The sequence below is a fragment of the Bradyrhizobium sp. 35 genome (genome assembly GCF_023073215.1).
In the GTDB taxonomy this organism is placed as follows: domain Bacteria; phylum Pseudomonadota; class Alphaproteobacteria; order Rhizobiales; family Xanthobacteraceae; genus Bradyrhizobium; species Bradyrhizobium canariense_D.
On sequence record NZ_JADPJC010000050.1, the window covers coordinates 286,383 to 305,166 of the forward strand.

At 63.9% G+C, this 18,784-nt stretch carries 19 protein-coding genes; 15 read left to right on the top strand and 4 right to left on the bottom strand.

The window, feature by feature from the left end:
• The first annotated feature begins 276 nt into the window (after positions 1 to 276).
• The 7 genes from IVB36_RS09600 (at position 277) to IVB36_RS09630 (ending at position 6,760) form a co-directional block, all read left to right on the top strand.
• Positions 277 to 1,032: an ABC transporter ATP-binding protein gene (locus tag IVB36_RS09600; protein WP_018459153.1), complete on the top strand. Its 756-nt coding sequence runs from the start codon at positions 277 to 279 to the stop codon at positions 1,030 to 1,032.
• Positions 1,025 to 1,771: an ABC transporter ATP-binding protein gene (locus IVB36_RS09605; RefSeq protein WP_007609233.1), complete on the top strand. Its 747-nt coding sequence runs from the start codon at positions 1,025 to 1,027 to the stop codon at positions 1,769 to 1,771. Before IVB36_RS09600 ends, IVB36_RS09605 begins: the two co-directional genes overlap by 8 nt.
• Positions 1,772 to 1,804: 33 nt before the next feature.
• Complete coding sequence (locus tag IVB36_RS09610; RefSeq protein ID WP_018459152.1) at positions 1,805 to 3,028, top strand: ABC transporter substrate-binding protein; 1,224 nt, start codon at positions 1,805 to 1,807, stop codon at positions 3,026 to 3,028.
• 72 nt (positions 3,029 to 3,100) lie between these two features.
• Entirely contained in the window at positions 3,101 to 3,964 is an 864-nt protein-coding gene (locus IVB36_RS09615) for a branched-chain amino acid ABC transporter permease (protein ID WP_018459151.1), read from the top strand.
• A 1-nt stretch (position 3,965) separates the two neighbouring features.
• Positions 3,966 to 4,934, top strand: a complete 969-nt coding sequence (locus IVB36_RS09620; RefSeq protein WP_007592084.1) for a branched-chain amino acid ABC transporter permease — start codon at positions 3,966 to 3,968, stop codon at positions 4,932 to 4,934.
• 158 nt (positions 4,935 to 5,092) lie between these two features.
• Positions 5,093 to 5,737, top strand: a complete 645-nt coding sequence (locus IVB36_RS09625) for a DUF47 domain-containing protein (RefSeq protein WP_018459150.1) — start codon at positions 5,093 to 5,095, stop codon at positions 5,735 to 5,737.
• Between the two features lie 15 nt (positions 5,738 to 5,752).
• Positions 5,753 to 6,760 (top strand): inorganic phosphate transporter, encoded by a 1,008-nt coding sequence (locus IVB36_RS09630; RefSeq protein WP_085395960.1) that lies wholly within the window; start codon positions 5,753 to 5,755, stop codon positions 6,758 to 6,760.
• Here IVB36_RS09630 and sugE read toward each other — a convergent pair.
• Positions 6,753 to 7,067: a quaternary ammonium compound efflux SMR transporter SugE gene (sugE, locus tag IVB36_RS09635; protein ID WP_085395961.1), complete on the bottom strand. Its 315-nt coding sequence runs from the start codon at positions 7,065 to 7,067 to the stop codon at positions 6,753 to 6,755. The genes IVB36_RS09630 and sugE overlap by 8 nt on opposite strands.
• 163 nt (positions 7,068 to 7,230) lie before the next feature.
• Between sugE and IVB36_RS09640 the strand changes: the two genes are divergently transcribed.
• The gene (locus tag IVB36_RS09640; RefSeq protein ID WP_085352891.1) at positions 7,231 to 8,850 is read left to right on the top strand and encodes a peptide chain release factor 3; all 1,620 of its coding nucleotides are present in this window, start codon (positions 7,231 to 7,233) and stop codon (positions 8,848 to 8,850) included.
• Positions 8,851 to 8,870: 20 nt separating this feature from the next.
• Here IVB36_RS09640 and IVB36_RS09645 read toward each other — a convergent pair whose 3' ends face one another.
• A complete protein-coding gene (locus IVB36_RS09645; RefSeq protein WP_157643098.1) occupies positions 8,871 to 9,092 on the bottom strand; it encodes a hypothetical protein in 222 nt (73 codons plus the stop codon).
• On the opposite strand from IVB36_RS09645, the gene IVB36_RS09650 reads away from it, so the two are divergent.
• From IVB36_RS09650 to IVB36_RS09680, 7 genes are all read left to right on the top strand, one after another.
• Positions 9,079 to 9,657: a hypothetical protein gene (locus tag IVB36_RS09650; RefSeq protein ID WP_247391448.1), complete on the top strand. Its 579-nt coding sequence runs from the start codon at positions 9,079 to 9,081 to the stop codon at positions 9,655 to 9,657. The two genes, IVB36_RS09645 and IVB36_RS09650, sit on opposite strands and share 14 nt — an antisense overlap.
• Positions 9,658 to 9,728: 71 nt before the next feature.
• Complete coding sequence (locus tag IVB36_RS09655; protein ID WP_026233743.1) at positions 9,729 to 10,313, top strand: NnrU family protein; 585 nt, start codon at positions 9,729 to 9,731, stop codon at positions 10,311 to 10,313.
• Between the two features lie 72 nt (positions 10,314 to 10,385).
• Positions 10,386 to 11,978, top strand: a complete 1,593-nt coding sequence (locus tag IVB36_RS09660) for a class I adenylate-forming enzyme family protein (protein ID WP_247391374.1) — start codon at positions 10,386 to 10,388, stop codon at positions 11,976 to 11,978.
• A gap of 167 nt (positions 11,979 to 12,145) precedes the next feature.
• The gene (locus IVB36_RS09665) at positions 12,146 to 12,799 is read left to right on the top strand and encodes a tetratricopeptide repeat protein (protein WP_018459142.1); all 654 of its coding nucleotides are present in this window, start codon (positions 12,146 to 12,148) and stop codon (positions 12,797 to 12,799) included.
• 26 nt (positions 12,800 to 12,825) lie between these two features.
• Positions 12,826 to 13,374 carry a hypothetical protein gene (locus IVB36_RS09670; RefSeq protein WP_247391376.1) on the top strand — a complete coding sequence of 183 codons (549 nt, stop codon included), beginning with the start codon at positions 12,826 to 12,828 and terminating at the stop codon, positions 13,372 to 13,374.
• A gap of 49 nt (positions 13,375 to 13,423) precedes the next feature.
• Complete coding sequence (der, locus tag IVB36_RS09675; RefSeq protein ID WP_018459140.1) at positions 13,424 to 14,806, top strand: ribosome biogenesis GTPase Der; 1,383 nt, start codon at positions 13,424 to 13,426, stop codon at positions 14,804 to 14,806.
• The gene (locus IVB36_RS09680) at positions 14,803 to 16,056 is read left to right on the top strand and encodes a tetracycline resistance MFS efflux pump (protein ID WP_018459139.1); all 1,254 of its coding nucleotides are present in this window, start codon (positions 14,803 to 14,805) and stop codon (positions 16,054 to 16,056) included. The genes der and IVB36_RS09680 overlap by 4 nt, the downstream gene beginning before the upstream one ends.
• 121 nt (positions 16,057 to 16,177) lie before the next feature.
• Here IVB36_RS09680 and IVB36_RS09685 read toward each other — a convergent pair whose 3' ends face one another.
• Entirely contained in the window at positions 16,178 to 17,404 is a 1,227-nt protein-coding gene (locus IVB36_RS09685) for an ABC transporter substrate-binding protein (protein ID WP_018459138.1), read from the bottom strand.
• Between the two features lie 169 nt (positions 17,405 to 17,573).
• A complete protein-coding gene (locus IVB36_RS09690) occupies positions 17,574 to 18,722 on the bottom strand; it encodes a hypothetical protein (RefSeq protein WP_247297480.1) in 1,149 nt (382 codons plus the stop codon).
• Between the last annotated feature and the right edge of the window lie 62 nt (positions 18,723 to 18,784).

Sequence of the window (18,784 nt, forward strand, 5' to 3'; positions counted from 1 at the left end):
AAAGACCGTTAACGACGGCTTGATGACCGGCGCTTTGCGAACCGGGAAGCCGGGCAGGCGCGACATCAAAACATGTCCGACTAAGGGAGCATAAGTCTCCCGGCCGGAGGCCTGACCTGCTCAGCTTTCCGCCTTGCCTAACCCCCGTCACCTCCGGCATATTCCGCGCCCGGAGGCGGCGTTCCGGATGGGCTCCAGGGAGTGGCTCCAAGGGCCTCCGGAAAGCCGAAGCAACAAGGATAGCCACGCGCGTTGTGCGGGCAGGGGGAAAACTGTTTGGCCGATGAGTTCATTCTCGAAACGGAAGGCTTGACCAAGGAGTTCGCGGGCTTCTTCGCCGTCCGCGACGTTGCGCTCAAGGTTCGCCGTGGGAGCATTCACGCGTTGATCGGCCCGAACGGCGCCGGCAAGACGACGTGCTTCAATCTTTTGACCAAGTTCCTCAAACCGTCTGCCGGAAAAATCCTGTACAAGGGGCAGGACATCACCGCGATGGCGCCCGCCGACGTGGCTCGCCTGGGGCTGGTTCGCTCGTTCCAGATCTCGGCGGTATTTCCCCATCTCACCGCGCTGGAAAACGTGCGCGTCGCGCTTCAGCGCCAGCACGGCAGCTCCTTCGATTTCTGGCGCTCCAAGTCCGTCCTCAACCAATTCAACGATCGCGCGCGCGAGCTGTTGAACGATGTCGGCCTCAGCGAGTTTTCCAATACGCCCGCGGTCGAGATGCCCTACGGGCGCAAGCGCGCACTGGAGATCGCAACCACGCTCGCGCTCGACCCGGAGATGATGCTGCTGGACGAGCCGATGGCCGGCATGGGCCACGAGGACATCGACAAGATCGCGGCGTTGATCAAGCGCATCTCCGCGAAATACACCATCCTGATGGTCGAGCATAATCTGAGCGTCGTTGCCAATCTCTCCGACATCATCACCGTGTTGACGCGCGGCCAGGTGCTGGCGCAAGGCCATTACAGCGAGCTCACCAAGGACGAACGCGTCAAGGAAGCCTATCTGGGAGCCGGTCATGGCTGAGACTGCAACGGCGGAAGCTCCCGCAAAGGCCGCGAGCGGCGGCAACCTCCTCCAGGTCCGCAACCTCGAAGCTTGGTACGGCGAGTCCCACATCCTGCACGGGATCAACTTCGACGTGAACGCGGGCGAGGTCGTCACCCTGCTCGGGCGCAACGGCGCCGGCAAGACCACCACGCTGAAGTCGATCATGGGCATCATCGGCAAGCGCACCGGCTCGGTGAAGTTCAATAACCAGGACATCATCCGCACGACCTCGGACAAGATCGCGCGGATGGGAATCGCGTTCTGCCCGGAAGAGCGGGGAATTTTCGCCAGCCTCGATGTCCGCGAGAACCTGCTGCTGCCACCGGTGGTGCGTCCCGGCGGATTGCCGCTCGAGCAGATCTTCGATCTGTTTCCGAACCTGAAGGAACGGCTCAACAGCCAGGGAACCAAACTCTCCGGCGGCGAGCAGCAGATGCTCGCGATCGCGCGCATCCTGCGCACCGGCGCGAACTTCCTGATGCTGGACGAGCCGACGGAGGGTCTCGCGCCCGTCATCATCCAGCAGATCGGCCACACCATTGCGCGGCTCAAGAAGGAGGGTTTTACGATCCTCCTGGTCGAGCAGAACTTCCGGTTCGCATCCACTGTCGCTGACCGCTATTACGTGGTCGAGCACGGCAAGATCATTGACGGATTTTCCAATGCGGAGCTCGCCGCCAACATGGACAAGCTCCACACCTATCTCGGTGTCTAGAACTGCCAACAAGAAGATTCATAGGGAAGTAGCATGATGACAAAGTCGATTGCGTCGTTTCTGCTCGGCACGGCGCTGGCCGTGACCACCGCGGGCGTAGCCTTCGCGCAGGACAAGACCGTCAAGATCGGCGCGCTGTCCGATCAGTCCGGGCTCTATGCCGATCTCGGCGGGCCGGGCTCGACGCTCGCCGCGCAGATGGCCATTGAAGATTCCGGTCTGGCTGCGAAGGGCTGGAAGATCGACATCATCTCGGGTGATCACCAGAACAAGCCCGACATCGGCACCGCGATCGCGCGGCAATGGTTCGACGTCGACAAGGTCGACCTCATCGTCGACGTGCCGAATTCCGGCGTGGCGCTCGCGGTCAACAACGTCATCAAGGAAAAGAACGGCGTCTATATCAACTCGGGCGCGGCGACCTCGGATTTGACCAACGCGCAGTGCTCGCCCAACACGGTGCACTGGACCTACGACACATACATGCTGGCCCACACCACCGGCCAGGCGCTGGTGAAGGCCGGCGGCGACACGTGGTTCTTCCTGACCGCGGACTACGCCTTTGGCGCGGCGCTGGAGCGCGACACCACCGCTGTCGTTACCGCAAATGGCGGCAAGGTGGTCGGCGGCGTCAAGCACCCGCTGAACACGCCGGACTTCTCGTCCTTCCTGCTCCAGGCGCAGGCTTCCAAGGCCAAGATCATCGGCCTTGCCAATGCCGGCGGCGATACCACCAACACGATCAAGCAGGCGGCCGAGTTCGGCATCGTCAAGGGCGGCCAGAAGCTCGCGGCGCTGCTGCTGTTCCTCACCGACGTCAAGGCGATCGGGCTCGAGACCGCACAGGGCCTCAACTTCACCGAGACCTTCTACTGGGACATGAACGACCAGACCCGGGCGTTCTCGAAGCGCTTCGCCGAGAAGATGAAGAACAACGCGCCGCCGACCATGGTGCAGGCCGGCGTCTATGCGGGCGTGCGTCACTATTTCAAGGCACTGGAAGCGCTCGGCGGCAACCCGCATGACGGCGTCAAGGTCGTCGAGAAGATGAAGTCGATGCCGACGGAAGACGATCTGTTCGGCAAGGGCGAGATCCAGCCCAACGGCCGCACCATCCACAATGCCTATCTGTTCGAGGTGAAGAAGCCCTCCGAGTCCAAGGGACCGTGGGACTTCTACAAGCTGGTCGGCACGGTGCCGGGCGACCAGGCCTTCACGCCGCTGTCCGAGAGCAAGTGCGCGCTCTTGAAGAAGTAAGCCAACCGCCCGCAGGCCATCAGGCCTGCGGGCGACTTTCAGGGAACGCCGAAGGGACCAGGTGCGGGATCGATGCAGGCTCTTTACGCTCAGCTACTGGTAGGACTGATCAACGGCTCGTTCTACGCGCTGCTCAGTCTCGGGCTTGCCGTGATCTTCGGCATGCTCAACATCATCAATTTCGCCCATGGCGCACTCTACATGATGGGCGCGTTCGTCGCCTACTTCCTGCTGAACCTCGGCGGCATCAACTACTGGTGGGCGTTGCTGCTTGCGCCTGTTATCGTCGGCATCTTCGGCATGATCCTGGAACGGACCATGCTGCAATGGCTGACCGGGCTGGATCATCTCTACGGCCTGCTGCTGACCTTCGGCATTGCGCTGATCGTGCAGGGCGTGTTTCAGAACTACTTCGGCTCCTCCGGCCTGCCTTACGCCATTCCGGACCAGCTTAAGGGCGGCATGAATCTCGGCTTCATGTTCCTGCCCGTCTATCGCGGCTGGGTCGTCATCTTCTCGCTGGTGGTCTGCATCGCGACCTGGTTCCTGATCGAGAAGACGCGGCTCGGCGCCTATTTGCGCGCCGCCACCGAAAACCCGACGCTCGTGCGCGCCTTCGGCGTCAACGTGCCGCGCATGATCACGCTGACCTACGGCCTCGGTGTCGGCCTTGCAGCGCTCGCCGGCGTGCTGTCGGCGCCGATCAACCAGGTGCGGCCGTTGATGGGCGCCGACCTCATCATCGTGGTGTTCGCGGTGGTCGTGATCGGCGGCATGGGATCGATCATGGGCTCCATCATCACCGGCTTCGCGCTCGGTGTGATCGAAGGCCTGACCAAATATTTCTACCCCGAGGCCTCCAACACCGTCGTGTTCGTGCTGATGGTGCTGGTGCTCTTGGTGAAGCCAACGGGATTGACGGGAAGGGCGGCCTGATATGACAGCCTTGACGGACGACACGCTGCCGGTAACCCCGCGCGCGATCCGCGACGAGATGATCGTGTTCGTGGTGATGGCGCTGCTGCTGGCTTCGGTGCCATTCACGGGGGTCTACCCGTTCTTCGTGATGCAGGCGCTGTGCTTCGCGCTGCTCGCCTGCGCCTTCAACCTGCTGATCGGCTACGGCGGTTTGCTGTCCTTCGGCCATGCGATGTTCCTGGGCACGGCCGGCTATTGCAGCGCGCATGCGCTGAAAGTATGGGCGCTGCCGCCGGAACTCGGCATCCTCGTCGGGGTCGCCGGTGCCTTCGTGCTCTCGCTCATCACGGGCTATATCTCGATCCGCCGCCAGGGCATCTATTTCTCGATGATCACGCTGGCGCTGTCGCAGCTCTTGTACTTCATCTACCTCCAGGCGCCGTTCACCCATGGCGAAGACGGCATCCAGGGCATTCCGCAGGGACGCATGTTCGGCGTCTTCGATCTGACCAAGCCCACCGTGCTCTACTACGTGGTGCTGGTCGGTTTCCTCGCCGGCTTCCTGCTGATCTTCCGCATCATCAACTCGCCGTTCGGCGAAGTCCTCAAGGCGATCCGCGAGAACGAGCCGCGCGCGATCTCGCTGGGTTACCGCACCGATCAGTACAAGTTCCTGGCTTTCGTCCTGTCGGGCACGCTGGCCGGCTTTGCCGGTGCGCTGAAAGTCTTCGTGGCGCAGAATGCCTCGCTCACCGACGTGCACTGGTCGATGTCGGGCGAAGTCGTGCTGATGACGCTGGTCGGCGGACTCGGAACCGTCTTCGGTCCCGTGGTCGGTGCCTTCGTGATCATCGCCATGCAGCAATATTTGGCGGGGTTCGGCCAATGGGTGACCGTGATCCAGGGCTCGATCTTCGTGATCTGCGTGCTCACCTTCCGCCGTGGCGTCATCGGCGAAATAGCGCATTACTTCCGGCGGTCGCTGTAAGTCATTGATATAATAGAAGATGTGTTGACGCGCGAAAGCGGTGGATGATCCAGCTCCACGGGCGTGAGGTGGCACGCGCGTGGATCGAAAATGGTCTATGACAGTTTCATGACGGCCCGCTTGGGCCAGGCCATCATCCAACCGGTAGTCTCTCCCCCATGATGCGATTGTTTCGCGCTTTCCTGCCGAAGGAAGAACGGTTCTTCGACCTGTTCGACCGCCACGCCCAGACCGTGATCCAGGGCTCGATCGCGCTCCAGAGCATGCTCAACGGGGGCGAGGAGACGCCGGTCTATTGCCAGCGCGTCAACCAGTTCGAGAACGATGCCGACAACATCACCCGTGAGGTGCTGACCGCGGTGCGCCGCACCTTCATCACCCCGTTCGACCGCGGCGACATCAAGAACCTGATCACCTCGATGGACGACGCCATCGACCAGATGCAGCAGACCGCCAAGGCCGTGATGCTGTTCGAGGTCCGCAGCTTCGAGCCGCCGATGCGGGAGATCGGCGGGCTTCTGATCGAATGCGCCAATCTGGTCGGCCGCGCGCTGCCGCTGATGCAGAAGATCGGTCAGAACGTGGCCATGCTGACCGCGATCACGGAAGAGCTTGGCAAGCTGGAAGGCCGCGTCGACGATCTCCATGATATCGGGCTGAAGGAACTGTTCCTCAAGCATCGCGGCGGCAACGCGATGGATTTCATCGTCGGCGCAGAGATCTACGACCATCTCGAGAAAGTCGCCGACCGCTTCGACGACGTCGCGAACGAGATCAACAGCATCGTCATCGAGCAAGTTTAGGGCAGGGGCCACGCCGTGGATGTTGCGTTGGGTCTTCCCGTCCTGGTCGGATTGATCGCCGTCGCGCTGCTGTTCGACTTCCTGAACGGCCTGCACGACGCCGCCAATTCGATCGCGACCATCGTCTCGACCCGCGTATTGCGGCCGCAATACGCGGTGTTCTGGGCCGCGTTCTTCAACTTCGTCGCCTTCATGGTGTTCGGGCTGCACGTTGCCCAGACTATCGGCACCGGCATCATCGATCCCGCGATCGTGGATGCTCAGGTGATCTTCGCCGCGCTGGTCGGCGCCATCGTCTGGAACCTGGTGACATGGGCGCTCGGCATCCCATCGTCCTCGTCTCATGCATTGATCGGCGGCTTGTTTGGTGCCGGCGTGGCCAAAGCCGGCCTTTCAGCGGCGGTCTGGAGCGGGTTGTCCAAGACGGTGATCGCCATCGTGCTGTCTCCGCTGGTCGGCTTCCTGCTCGCGATGGTGCTGGTCGCGATCGTCTCCTGGGCCTCGGTGCGCTCCACGCCCTTTGCCGTGGATCGCGCCTTCCGCATCCTGCAATTCGCCTCCGCCTCGCTCTATTCGCTCGGTCATGGTGGTAACGACGCTCAGAAGACCATGGGCATCATCGCCGTGCTGCTCTATTCGCAGGGCCAGCTCGGCGGCGAATTCTTCGTACCCTTCTGGGTGGTGCTCTCGTGCCAGGCCGCGATGGCGATGGGGACGCTGATGGGCGGCTGGCGCATCGTCCGCACCATGGGCCTGCGCATCACTAAGCTGACCCCGATGCAGGGCTTTTGCGCCGAGACCGGCGGTGCCGCGACCCTGTTCATGGCGACCTTTCTCGGTGTTCCGGTCTCGACCACCCACACCATCACCGGCGCCATCGTCGGCGTCGGCGCGGCCCGCCGCCTCTCGGCGGTGCGCTGGAACGTCGCCAGCTCGATCGTCTATGCCTGGGTGATCACGATGCCGGCCTCGGCCATCGTCGCCGCACTGAGCTGGTGGGCGGTCAAGATCTTCGTCAGGTAACCAGCTTCAGTCCGACAATGCCGGCGACGATCAGCCCGATGCTGGCGAGGCGGAACGCGGTGGCCGGCTCGCCGAACAGGATGATGCCGAGCGTCGCGGTGCCGACCGCACCGATGCCGGTCCAGACCGCATAAGCGGTTCCAATCGGCAGCGATTTGAGAGCGAGCCCGAGCAGGATGATGCTGCCGGCCATGGCGCCGAGCGTGAGGATTGACGGAACGAGCCTGGTGAACCCCTCGGTATATTTGAGGCCGATGGCCCAGGAGATCTCCAGCAGACCGGCGACGAACAGGATGCTCCAGGCCATGACGACCCTCCATTCAAGGCAGGGTCGTCCCCGCGACTGGTGTGCTGATAGCAAGGGAAGGCCGTCCCTCCCAACCCAAGCCCGATATGGGGCTGGCCGGAAGCCTCCGCAATCACCAGATCAGGCTTGATCAGGCTCATTTTCCCTGCCAAACGCTGCCGCAATGTCCGACATCGCCACCACAGCCGAATCGACGGCCCGTTCCTCGCTTGCCGCTGAAGTGTCGCGGCGGCGTACCTTTGCGATCATCTCGCATCCGGACGCCGGCAAGACCACGCTGACCGAAAAGCTGCTGCTGTTCGGTGGCGCCATCAATCTGGCCGGCCAGGTCAAGGCCAAGGGCGAGCGGCGCAACACGCGTTCGGACTGGATGAAGATCGAGCGCGAGCGCGGCATCTCGGTCGTGACCTCGGTCATGACCTTCGAGTTCGAGGGCCTCGTGTTCAACCTGCTGGACACGCCGGGCCACGAGGACTTTTCGGAAGACACCTATCGCACGCTCACGGCGGTCGATTCCGCCGTCATGGTGATCGACGCCGCCAAGGGCATCGAGGCGCGCACCCGAAAGCTGTTCGAGGTGTGTCGTCTTCGGGATATCCCGATCATCACCTTCATCAACAAGATGGACCGCGAGAGCCGCGACGTCTTCGAGCTTCTCGACGAGATCGAGAAGACGCTGGCGCTCGATACCACGCCGATGACCTGGCCTGTCGGCCGCGGCCGCGAGTTCCTCGGCACCTATGACGTCGTCAATGGCGGCGTGCGCCTGCTCGAAGGCGGTGGCGCCAAAACTGGCGCGGCGCAGCAGATCGAGATCGCCGAGCTCGCCAAGCTCAATGCCAATCTCGACGTGTCGGCGGTCAAGGACGAGCTCGAACTCGTCACCGCGGCTTCTAAACCGTTCGAGCTCGAAGCGTTTCGCGAGGGCCATCTGACGCCGGTTTATTTCGGCAGCGCGCTGCGCAATTTCGGCGTCGGTGACCTGCTGCAAGGACTCGGCAAGTTCGCGCCCGAGCCGCGCGCGCAGGAGAGCGACCAGCGCAAGGTCGAAGCCACCGACCCGCGCATGAGCGCCTTCGTGTTCAAGATCCAGGCCAACATGGATCCCAACCACCGCGACCGCATCGCTTTCGCCCGCCTCTGCTCCGGAAAGCTGAGCCGCGGCATGAAGGCGAAGCTCGTGCGCACCGGCAAGAGCATGCCGCTGTCCAGCCCGCAATTCTTCTTCGCGCAGGACCGTTCGGTTGCGGACGAGGCTTATGCCGGCGACGTCGTCGGCATTCCCAATCACGGCACGCTGCGCATCGGCGACACGCTGACCGACGGTGAGGATTTCAACTTCGTGGGCGTGCCGAGCTTTGCGCCGGAAATCGTCCGCCGCGTGCGTCTCACCGATGCCATGAAAGCGAAGAAGCTGAAGGAAGCGCTTCAGCAGATGTCGGAAGAGGGCGTGGTGCAGGTATTCCGCCCGCGCGACGGCGCACCGGCGTTGGTTGGCGTCGTTGGCGCACTCCAGCTCGACGTGCTGAAGGCCCGGCTGGATGCGGAATATTCCCTCCCAGTCGAATTCGAGGTCAGCGAGTTCCAACTCGCGCGCTGGGTCTCTTCGGACGACCGCAAGAAGCTCGATACCTTCATCGCCGCCAACACCTCCAGCATCGCCGACGATGTCGACGGGGATCCCGTCTATCTGGCGCGGAACGAGTTCTATCTCGGCTACACAAGGGAACGTGCCGAGGGCATCGAGTTCACCAACGTCAAGGACGTCAAGAAGAAGGGCTAGGGCGTAGCTCCGTCCGCTCCTCACCCTCCGCTGTCATGCCCCGGCTTGACCGGGGCATCCAGTACGCCGCGGCTTCCCGGCTCAATCACAGACGTCCCGGAGTACTGGGTCGCCCGGTCAAGCCGGGCGACGACACCGAGGTTGAACGCGAGCACGTGAACGCCGGCGATCTTGACGTTGTCGGAGGTAATGCCACGTTTTACTCTTGCGGTATTGTGAGATCGCATGATGTGGCGCGGCATCCTTGTTTTTCTCCTGCTGGCGATCTCGATCGTTGCCACCGACGCGCGGCCGCGACAGATCAACCCAATTCCGTTTTCGCACGAGCCATGCAGTGTGCTCGACGGCCGGCCCTGCACGCCATCCTATTGCAGCCCGCTCGAGCCTGGTCCCTGCATTCCCGAGATCGACTATTCCTACGGGCAGAACCTCCAGCTCACGATCCAAAGCGTGCCAGCGGACGCCGATCGCGCCAAATACCAAAAGCCTATTCACGATCTCGATACGATCGGCGATCTCTTCGCCGAGCTGCGCAGCTGCTGGTCACCGCCATCGGACAATGCCCGCGCGGGCATGCAGATCGCCGTGCGTTTCAGCTTCAACAAATCGGGCGGCCTGATCGGCCCGCCGCGCCTGACCTTTGCGACCGCAGGCGTGCCCGCCGAGACGAGAACTACCTATCTTAATGCAATCAATTCATCGTTGAACGCCTGCCTGCCGCTGAAGTTCACCGGCGGTTTTGGCGGTGCCATCGCCGGGCGGCCGATCGCGATCCGGTATGTCGACAATCGCGAGATCGGCAAGTAGCGCATCAGTTGCGACCCGCGGCCAATCGATGATACGCCATGGGCTGGGGCGCTGGTTGAGGGGAGAATCTCGTGGGTCTGCTGGTTATGATCCTGGGGCTTGCGCTGTTTTTTGCGGCGCATGTGTTCACGACGAAACGCGATGCACGCGCGCAGGCCATCGCGAGAGTGGGCGAGGGGACCTACAAGATCCTCTATTCGCTTGCCTCGCTTGCGGGGCTCGCACTGATCATCTGGGGCTTCGCGCATTATCGCGCGACCGGCTGGATCGACGTCTGGTATCCGCCGAAGGCGCTGAAGCACATCACGCTCGCGCTGATGCTGCCCGCGGTCATCCTGGTGGTTGCGTCCTATCTGCGCGGCCGCATTTACGCGACACTGAAGCATCCGATGCTGGCCGGCATCAAGCTGTGGGCGGCGGCGCATCTTCTGGCCAATGGCGATCTCGGCTCCATCATCCTGTTCGGGTCCTTTCTGGGCTGGGCGGTGTATGACCGCATCACGCTGAAGCGTCGCACCGATGGCGGCGGTCCGCCGATTCCGGTCGGCGGCGTCACCAACGATCTGATCGCGGTCGTGGTTGGAATCGTCGCTTATCTGGCGCTGGCTTTTGCGTTCCATCCCGTCGTCATCGGCGTTCCCGTGATGGGCGGCTAGCCGATCAGCACAAGACAGGACCGCATGCCCGTGCGCGGAAGATAACGAAAGTAACAAGCCAAGGGCAATCCGATGGACTGGTCGCATTCTCAGATCCCGCCAATGCGGTTCGAGGCGCGCTTCGGCGATCGGGTGGTACCGGCATTTTGCGATCGGCCGTCGAGCCTGTGGGCGATGATTGCGGACGCCTGCGCCCGCAATCCCGACGGCGAAGCGCTGATCTCAGGCGGTGTCCGGCTGAGCTGGCGGCAGGCCGTCGAGCAGGCTGCGCGGATCGCGGCGGGATTTCGCAAGCTCGGATTGCAGCGCGGCGATCGTGTCGCGATCCTGCTCGGCAACCGCGTCGAATTCCCGCTGCTGCTGTTTGCTGCCGCCCATGAGGGGCTCGTCACGGTGCTGCTCAGCACGCGGCAGCAGAAGCCGGAAATCGCCTATGTGCTCGCCGACTGCGGCGCCAAGATCCTGATCCACGAGGCGGCACTTGCGGAGCGGCTGCCGGACGCACTGGACGTGCCCGATGTGATCGACCGCATCGCCATCGACCACGATCCGGCTCTGTCGGATTTCGCGGTGCTCGTCGACAACGCCCCGGCCGCGGCGCCGGTCGAGACGAGCGAGGAGGACACCGCGATGATCCTCTACACCTCGGGCACGACAGGCAAGCCGAAGGGCGCGATGCTGGCCCATTGCAACATCGTCCATTCCTCGATGATCTTCATGTCCTGCCTGCAATTGACGGCGGCCGACCGTTCGATCGCGGCAGTGCCGCTCGGCCACGTCACCGGCGTGGTCGCCAACATCACGACGATGATCTGCTGCGGTGGCGCGTTGATCATCATGCCGGAGTTCAAAGCCGGCGAATATCTCAAGCTCGCCGCGCGCGAGCGCGTCACCTACACGGTGATGGTGCCGGCGATGTACAATCTGTGCCTGCTCCAGCCCGATTTCGCCAGTTGCGATCTGTCGAGCTGGCGCATCGGCGGCTTCGGCGGCGCACCGATGCCGGTTGCCACCATCGAGAAGCTCAAGGCGATCATTCCCGGCCTCGCGTTGGCGAATTGCTACGGTGCGACCGAGACCACGTCGCCGTCCACGATCATGCCGGGCGAGTTGACGGAAAGCCATATCGACAGCGTCGGCCTGCCGTGTCCGGGTGCGCGCATCCTGGCGATGGACGCGGACGGGCGTGAGCTGCCGCCTGGGGAAATCGGCGAGCTCTGGATCCAGAGTGCGTCCGTCATCAAGGGCTACTGGAACAATCCCAAAGCCACGGCCGAAAGCTTCACCAGCGGGTTCTGGCATTCCGGCGATCTCGGCTCGGTCGATGCGGAGGGATTTGTCCGGGTGTTCGACCGGCAGAAGGACATGATCAATCGGGGTGGCCTCAAGATCTATTCGGCCGAGGTCGAATCGGTGCTGGCCGGCCATCCCGCCGTGGTCGAGAGCGCGATCGTCGCCAAGGCCTGTCCGGTGCTGGGCGAACGCGTCCACGCCGTGGTGGTGGCGCGTGCGCCGGTGGACAGCGAGGCCTTGCGCGCCTGGTGCGCGGAACGGCTGTCCGACTACAAGGTCCCGGAGACCATGGTGATCACCGCGGAGCCGCTGCCGCGCAATGCCAATGGCAAGGTGCTGAAGCGACAGCTGCGGGAGCTGTTGGGAAATTGACCCGGGGAGGCGGTCTCTCGGGCTGTCCCGGGTGGTTAACGCCTTGATCGGGCTCGCTTTGCCTTGCCACCGCCATATCGTTAGGGTACCCCGCCGCCACGTGGGGACGGGATTCCTGACGCGAACGCTTTGGCGCGCGCACCCGGACGGGCATGGGATTAGCATAAGTGTCTGAATTATTTGACGAAGTCGACGAGGAAGTACGTCGCGAACAGCTCAAGAAGCTGTGGGATAAATATTCGATCGTCTTTATCGCACTGATGGTGCTGATCGTCGCCGCCGTGGGTGGCTGGCGCGGTTACCAATATCTTGAAGCCAAGAAGGCTGCCGAGGCCGGTGCTGCCTTCGAGAAGGCCGCTGAGCTGTCCGAGCAGGACAAGCATGCGGAGGCCGAGGCGGCCTTCACCGAGCTCGCTGCCAAGGCTCCATCGGGCTATCGCACCCTGGCGCGGCTGCGTGCTGCGGCCGAGGCGGCGGCCCGCGATCCCAAGGCAGGCGCCAAGCTGTATGACGACATCGCCGCCGACCGCAGTGTAGGCGGCGAGTGGCAGGATCTGGCAAAGATCCGCGCCGCCGGTCTCCTGCTCGACAGCGCCGGCTATGCGGACATGCAGCAGCGGCTGGAAGCCTCGACCGCACCCAAATCGACCTTCCGTCACACCGCCCGCGAGATGCTGGCGCTGTCGGCCTGGCGCAACAACGATGTGACTGCGGCCCGCAAATGGCTCGACGCGATTGCCGAGGACGGCGAAACGCCGCCCGGCCTGCGCTCACGCGCCGAGGCGCTGCAGGCCCTGCTGCCGCCCGTAGCGAAGAGCTGAGCCGAGAGCTGAGACGAGATACCGACATGCGCCGCACGCCACGCTTGATCGCAACCGCCGTCCTGATCGCCTTCACGGGCGTGCTGAGCGGTTGCTCCAGCTTCGATCCGAGCGACATGCTCGACTTCCTCGACACCAAGAAGAAGCTGCCGGGCGACCGCAAGCCGGTGTTCCCGGAAGGCGTGCCCGGCCTCGAGCAAGGCGTTCCGAAGGATATGTACAAGGGCGCCCAGCAACAGCCCGATCCGAACGGACCCGCCGTTGCGGCTCTGCCCACCGAGCCTGCGCCCGAGCCGAAGCCGGCGAAGGGTGCCAAGGCCAAAAAGACCAGGCAGCCGGCCACCGCAGCCGTCGCGCCGGCTGAGGCGCCCGCCGGCGAAGTCGACGGCGAGGCCCAGCCCGAGGCCGCGCCGCCCGCGGCCACGCCGCCGCCCAGGCAGAAGATCGTGCGCAAGCGCACCACCGCGCCGCCGCCCGATCAATCCGTCCAGCAGGCGCAACCGACCCAGACCACCCAGCAGCAAACGCAGGGCGCCTTCCCGGCGCCCATGCCGAGCGGCAGCTTCTCGCGCTGATTTTTTCATTTCATTGACAGGCGCGGCTCCGGCAGCGCACGAATGACCCATGTCCTTTAAGATTGCCATTATCGGCCGACCCAATGTCGGCAAGTCGACGCTGTTCAACCGTCTGGTCGGGCAGAAGCTCGCGCTTGTCGATGACCTCCCCGGCGTCACCCGCGACCGCCGCGAGGGCGAGGCCAGGCTCGGCGATCTCGACTTCACGATCATCGACACCGCCGGCCTCGATGAGGGTGCCAAGGGCTCGCTGACCGCCCGCATGCAGGAGCAGACGGAGGCCGCGATCGCACAGGCCGACGCGCTGTTCTTCGTGATTGATGCCCGCATGGGCCTCACGCCCAACGATCGCGCCTTCGCCGATTTCGCCCGCAAGGCCAACAAGCCGGTGATGCTCGTCGCGAACAAGAGCGAAGGCAAGCACGGCGATGCCGGCGCGATGGAGGCTTTCGCGCTCGGCCTCGGCGATCCCATCCAGATCTCGGCCGAGCATGGCGAGGGCCTGGGTGAGCTCTATGACGCCTTGAGAGAGCTGATGCCGGAGCCCGTCGAGGAGGATGAGGTCGAGGACGACGAGCCGCTGACGGAGGAAGAGGCGGCCACGCGTCCGATCCGGGTCGCGATCGTCGGCCGGCCCAACGCCGGCAAGTCGACGATGATCAATCATCTGCTCGGCGAGGAGCGCCTGCTGACGAGCCCGGAGGCGGGTACCACGCGCGATTCCATCGCGGTCGAGATCAACTGGAAGGGGCGCGAGTTTCGGGTGTTCGACACCGCAGGTCTGCGCCGGCGCTCGCGGATCGAGGAGAAGCTCGAGAAGCTCTCGGTCGCCGACGCACTGCGCGCGGTGCGCTTTGCCGAAGTCGTCGTGATGATGATGGATGCGCAGAACCGCTTCGAGGAGCAGGATCTTCGCATTGCCGACCTGATCGAGCGCGAGGGTCGGGCCGTCGTGCTCGCCGTCAACAAATGGGACCTGATGGAAAGCAAGGGCGGCGGCGCGATCTCGAACCTGCGCCGCGATGCCGATCACTTGCTGCCGCAGATCAAGGGCGTGCCGATCGTCGCCGTCTCCGGCTTGATGGGCGAGGGCATCGATCGATTGATGCAGGCGATCCAGGATGCCTATGCGCTTTGGAACAGGCGTGTGTCGACCGCGGCGCTGAACCGCTGGTTCGAGGAGGCGGTCCAAGCCAATCCGCCGCCGGCCGTGTCCGGACGACGACTCAAGCTGAACTACATCACGCAGACCAAGGCCCGCCCGCCAAGCTTCGTGTTGTTCTGCTCGCGTGCGGACGCGGTACCGCAGTCGTATCTGCGATATCTCACCAATTCGCTGCGTGAGGCCTTCGAGCTGCCGGGCACGCCGGTGCGCATCACCTTGCGCGAGAAGGCCAATCCGTTCGCCCACAAGCGCAAGCGGCCGTCGTGAGCAACGACGCCGGCGAGGCGATGGCGCAGGGCGCAGCGCCAGTCCGGCGCGGTGCGGTCGCCTTCATCTTCGTCACCATCCTGCTCGACATGCTCGCGCTCGGCGTGATCATGCCGATCCTGCCAAAACTGATCGAGAGCTTCGTCGACAACGACACGGCCCATGCGGCCCGCATCTTCGGCCTGTTCGGCACCGCCTGGGCGCTGATGCAGTTCGTATTCTCGCCGGTGCTCGGCGCGCTGTCGGACCGCTTCGGGCGGCGGCCGGTGGTGCTGCTGTCGAATTTCGGGCTCGCGGCAGACTATGTGCTGATGGCGCTGGCGCCGTCGCTGGTCTGGCTGTTCGTCGGCCGCGTCATCTCGGGCATCACCTCGGCCAGCATCTCGACCGCCTTTGCCTATATCGCCGACATCACGCCGCCGGAGCGGCGCGCAGCGGTGTTCGGCAGGATTGGCGCTGCATTCGGCGCCGGCTTCGTGCTGGGCCCGGCGCTGGGCGGCCTGCTCGGCGATATCGATCCGCGCCTGCCGTTCTGGGCCTCGGCGGCCTTGAGCTTCGCCAATGCGCTCTATGGGCTCTTCGTCCTGCCGGAATCGTTGGCGCCGGACAAGCGCGCGCCGTTCCGCTGGAGGAGCGCCAATCCGCTCGGAGCGCTCCGCCTGCTGCGTTCCAACGCGGTGCTCGCCGCGCTGTCCGTCGTCAATTTCATCGCGCAGGTCGCGCATGTCGTGTTGCCCTCGACCTTCGTGCTCTACGCCACTTATCGCTACGGCTGGGATTCGAAAACCGTGGGGCTGACGCTGGCGATGGTCGGCATCTGCGCGATGGTGGTGCAGGGGCTCGCGATCGGCCCGATCGTGCGTGTGCTCGGCGAGCGGAACGCCTTGTTGCTCGGCCTGTGCTGTGGCGCGATTGGCTTCGTGATCTTCGGCGCGGCGCCGACCGGGCCGCTGTTCTGGATCGGCATTCCCGTGATGTCGCTGTGGGGCATTTCGGGCGCCGCCATGCAATCGCTGATGACGCGGCTGGTCGCGCCGGATCAGCAGGGCCAGTTGCAGGGCGCGACCGCGAGCGTGCAGAGCGTGTCGCAGCTCGTCGGCCCGTTCCTGTTCACGCTGACGTTTTCATATTTCATCGGCGCCAGCGCGCCGTGGCAGCTGCCCGGCGCGCCGTTCCTGCTCGCGGCGGTGCTGATGGTGGCGTGCGCGGCGATCGCGGTGCGGGCGCTGGCTGTCGCCAAGGGGCCTTGAAGAGGGCCGTCATGGCCGGGCTTGTCCCGGCCATCCACGTTCTTCGTCCGGTCCAGAACGTAGATGTCCGGGACAAGCCCGGGCATGACGTCGTGGAGGCAGTTGCGCAATTGCTACGCCCTTACTTCTTCACCAGCGGGCACTCGCTGTCCTTGAGCGGCTTGGCCGCGTCTTCCGCCGCGATCGTGGCGATCTGCTTGTAGTAATCCCACGGTCCCTTCGATTCGTCGGGCTTCTTCACCTCGAACAGATAGGCCGGGATGAGACGACGCCCATCCTCGCGCAGCGGACCCTTGCCGAACAGCGGATCGTCGGTCGGAAGCTCCTTCATCTTGGCGACGACCTTGGCGCCGTCATGCGGATTGCTGCCGAGCGCGTCCATCGCCTTGAGATAATGCAGCACCATCGCGTAATTGCCGGCCTGCGTCATGGAGGGCATCGCATTCTTGTTGGCCAGCGCCGAGAATCGCTTCGACCAGGCGCGGGTCTGCTCGTTCATGTCCCAGTAGAAGGATTCCGTGAAGGTCAGGCCCTGGGCGGTCTTCAGACCCAGCGAATGCACGTCGTTGATGAACAGCAGCAGCGCCGCGAGCTTCTGCCCGCCCTGCACAATGCCGAACTCGGCGGCCTGCTTGATCGAGTTCGTGGTGTCGCCGCCGGCATTGGCAAGGCCCACCACCTTGGCCTTGGACGATTGCGCCTGCAGCAGGAAGGACGAGAAGTCCGCGGTATTGATCGGATGCTTGACGCTGCCGAGCACCTTGCCGCCGTTCGCAGTCACGACCGCGGTGGTGTCGCGTTCGAGCGCATGGCCGAAGGCATAATCTGCGGTCAGGAAAAACCAGCTGTCGCCGCCGGCCTTGGTCAGCGCCTTGCCGGTGCCGTTGGCCAACATGTAGGTGTCGTAGGTATAGGAGACCGTGTTCGGCGTGCAGGCCTTGCCGGTCAGGTCGGCGGAGGCCGCGCCGGAATTGAGCAGCACCGAGTTCTTTTCCTTGACCAGGTTGCTGACCGCCAGGGCGACACCGGAATTCGGCGTGTCGGCGATCGCATCGACCTTGTCGTTGTCGATCCATTGCCGGGCAATGTTGACGCCGACGTCCGGCTTGTTCTGATGGTCGCCGCTGATGACGTCGATCTTCCAGCCCTTCTTGAGCAGGCCGGAATCCTCAACGGCCATCTTGATTGCGACCACGGAGTTCGGGCCGCCGATGTCGGCATAGAGGCTCGACATGTCGTTGAGCACGCCGATCTTGACGGTCTTGTCTTGAGCGAAGGCGGATGTGGCAAAACCGAAGGCGGCACAGGCCAGAAGGGCCGCGGAGCGGCGCGCGAACGTCGTCGTCATAAAAGGTTTCCTCCATTGTCAAACATGCGGACGGCTCTCTTAAACGGAGCCTTGTTCCGGCTGATGGCTCTACCGTGTCCCACGGCCGGCGGCAATGCGCCTAAAGCCGGATGACGCTGCGTCGCAGCGTCCTCCCTCGGTTAACTTTTGGGCAAAATGCGTCGAGACGCTATTTCAGCGCGTCCGATGTCAGCTTGAATTTCTGGATCCGCTTTCCGGTGTCGACCTCGGCGGTATAGACGTTACCCTTGGCGTCGATCGCCATGGCATGCACCCAGTGGAATTGTCCGGCATTGCGGCCGTTGTGCCCGAAGCTGCCGACCACGCTGCCGTCCTCGCGCCTGATCACCCTGATCTCGTTGTTCTCACCGTCGGCGCTGAGCAGCCAGGTCTGCTTCGGATCGGGCCAGATCGCGATGTCCCACACCGCGCCGTTGCCGAGCGTGTTCTTCTCAAAGAAGAACTCCTTCACGAAGGTGCCGTCCGTCTTGAACACCTGGATGCGGTTGTTGATGCGATCGCAGACGTAGACAAGCCCGTCATTGGCGAGCTTCACGCAGTGGACGGGATTACCGAATTGCTGCGCAACCGGCGCTTTGGGATCGTAAGGAGCCTGCTTGGTATCGTCAGGCTTGTTGCCGTAGGCGCCCCAGTGCCGCTTGTAGGCGAGCGTGGTCGCATCGAACACGATGACGCGGCGATTGCCGTAGCCATCGGCAACGTAGATTTCGTTGGCGGCCTTGTCGATCGCGGTCTCGGCGGGCTTGCCGAGCTGGGTCGTGTCGCTGCTGCCGAGGCTCGGCGCGATCTTGCCGATCTGGGCGACGAACTTGCCGTCGAGCGTGAATTTCAGGATGGCGTTGTCATTGTCGGCATTGCCGCCGACCCAGACGAAGCCGCGCTCGTCGACCTCGATGCCGTGCTCGCGGCCGACCCATTCATAGCCTTCGCCCGCGCCGCCCCACGATCGCAGCAGATTGCCATCCGTGTCGAATTCGAGCACAGGCGGCGCCGACACGCAGCATTTCGAGCGGGGCGGGGTGAGGCTCGCGCCTTTCTCGTCGTCGGTGAGCGAGCGTGGGCGATGGATCACCCAGATGTGGCCCTGCCAGTCGACGGTGATGCCGCCGACCTGGCCGAGGATCCAGTTGTTCGGCAACGGCTTTGGCCAGGAAGCATCGACCGCGAAGGTCGGGACGTCGCCGGCGGTTGCCGCGCCCGGAAGCGCGAACGCGACGGCCGCGATCAGGACGGAGAGGACGCGAGAGACATTTGCGAGCGCATGCGTAGAGCCTGCGCGATTCCGCCATGGCGCCATGGCAACCTCCCTTTATTGGCCTGCAGCTTGCTGCCGCTTGAGCGCGGGCAGTCAATCGCGGG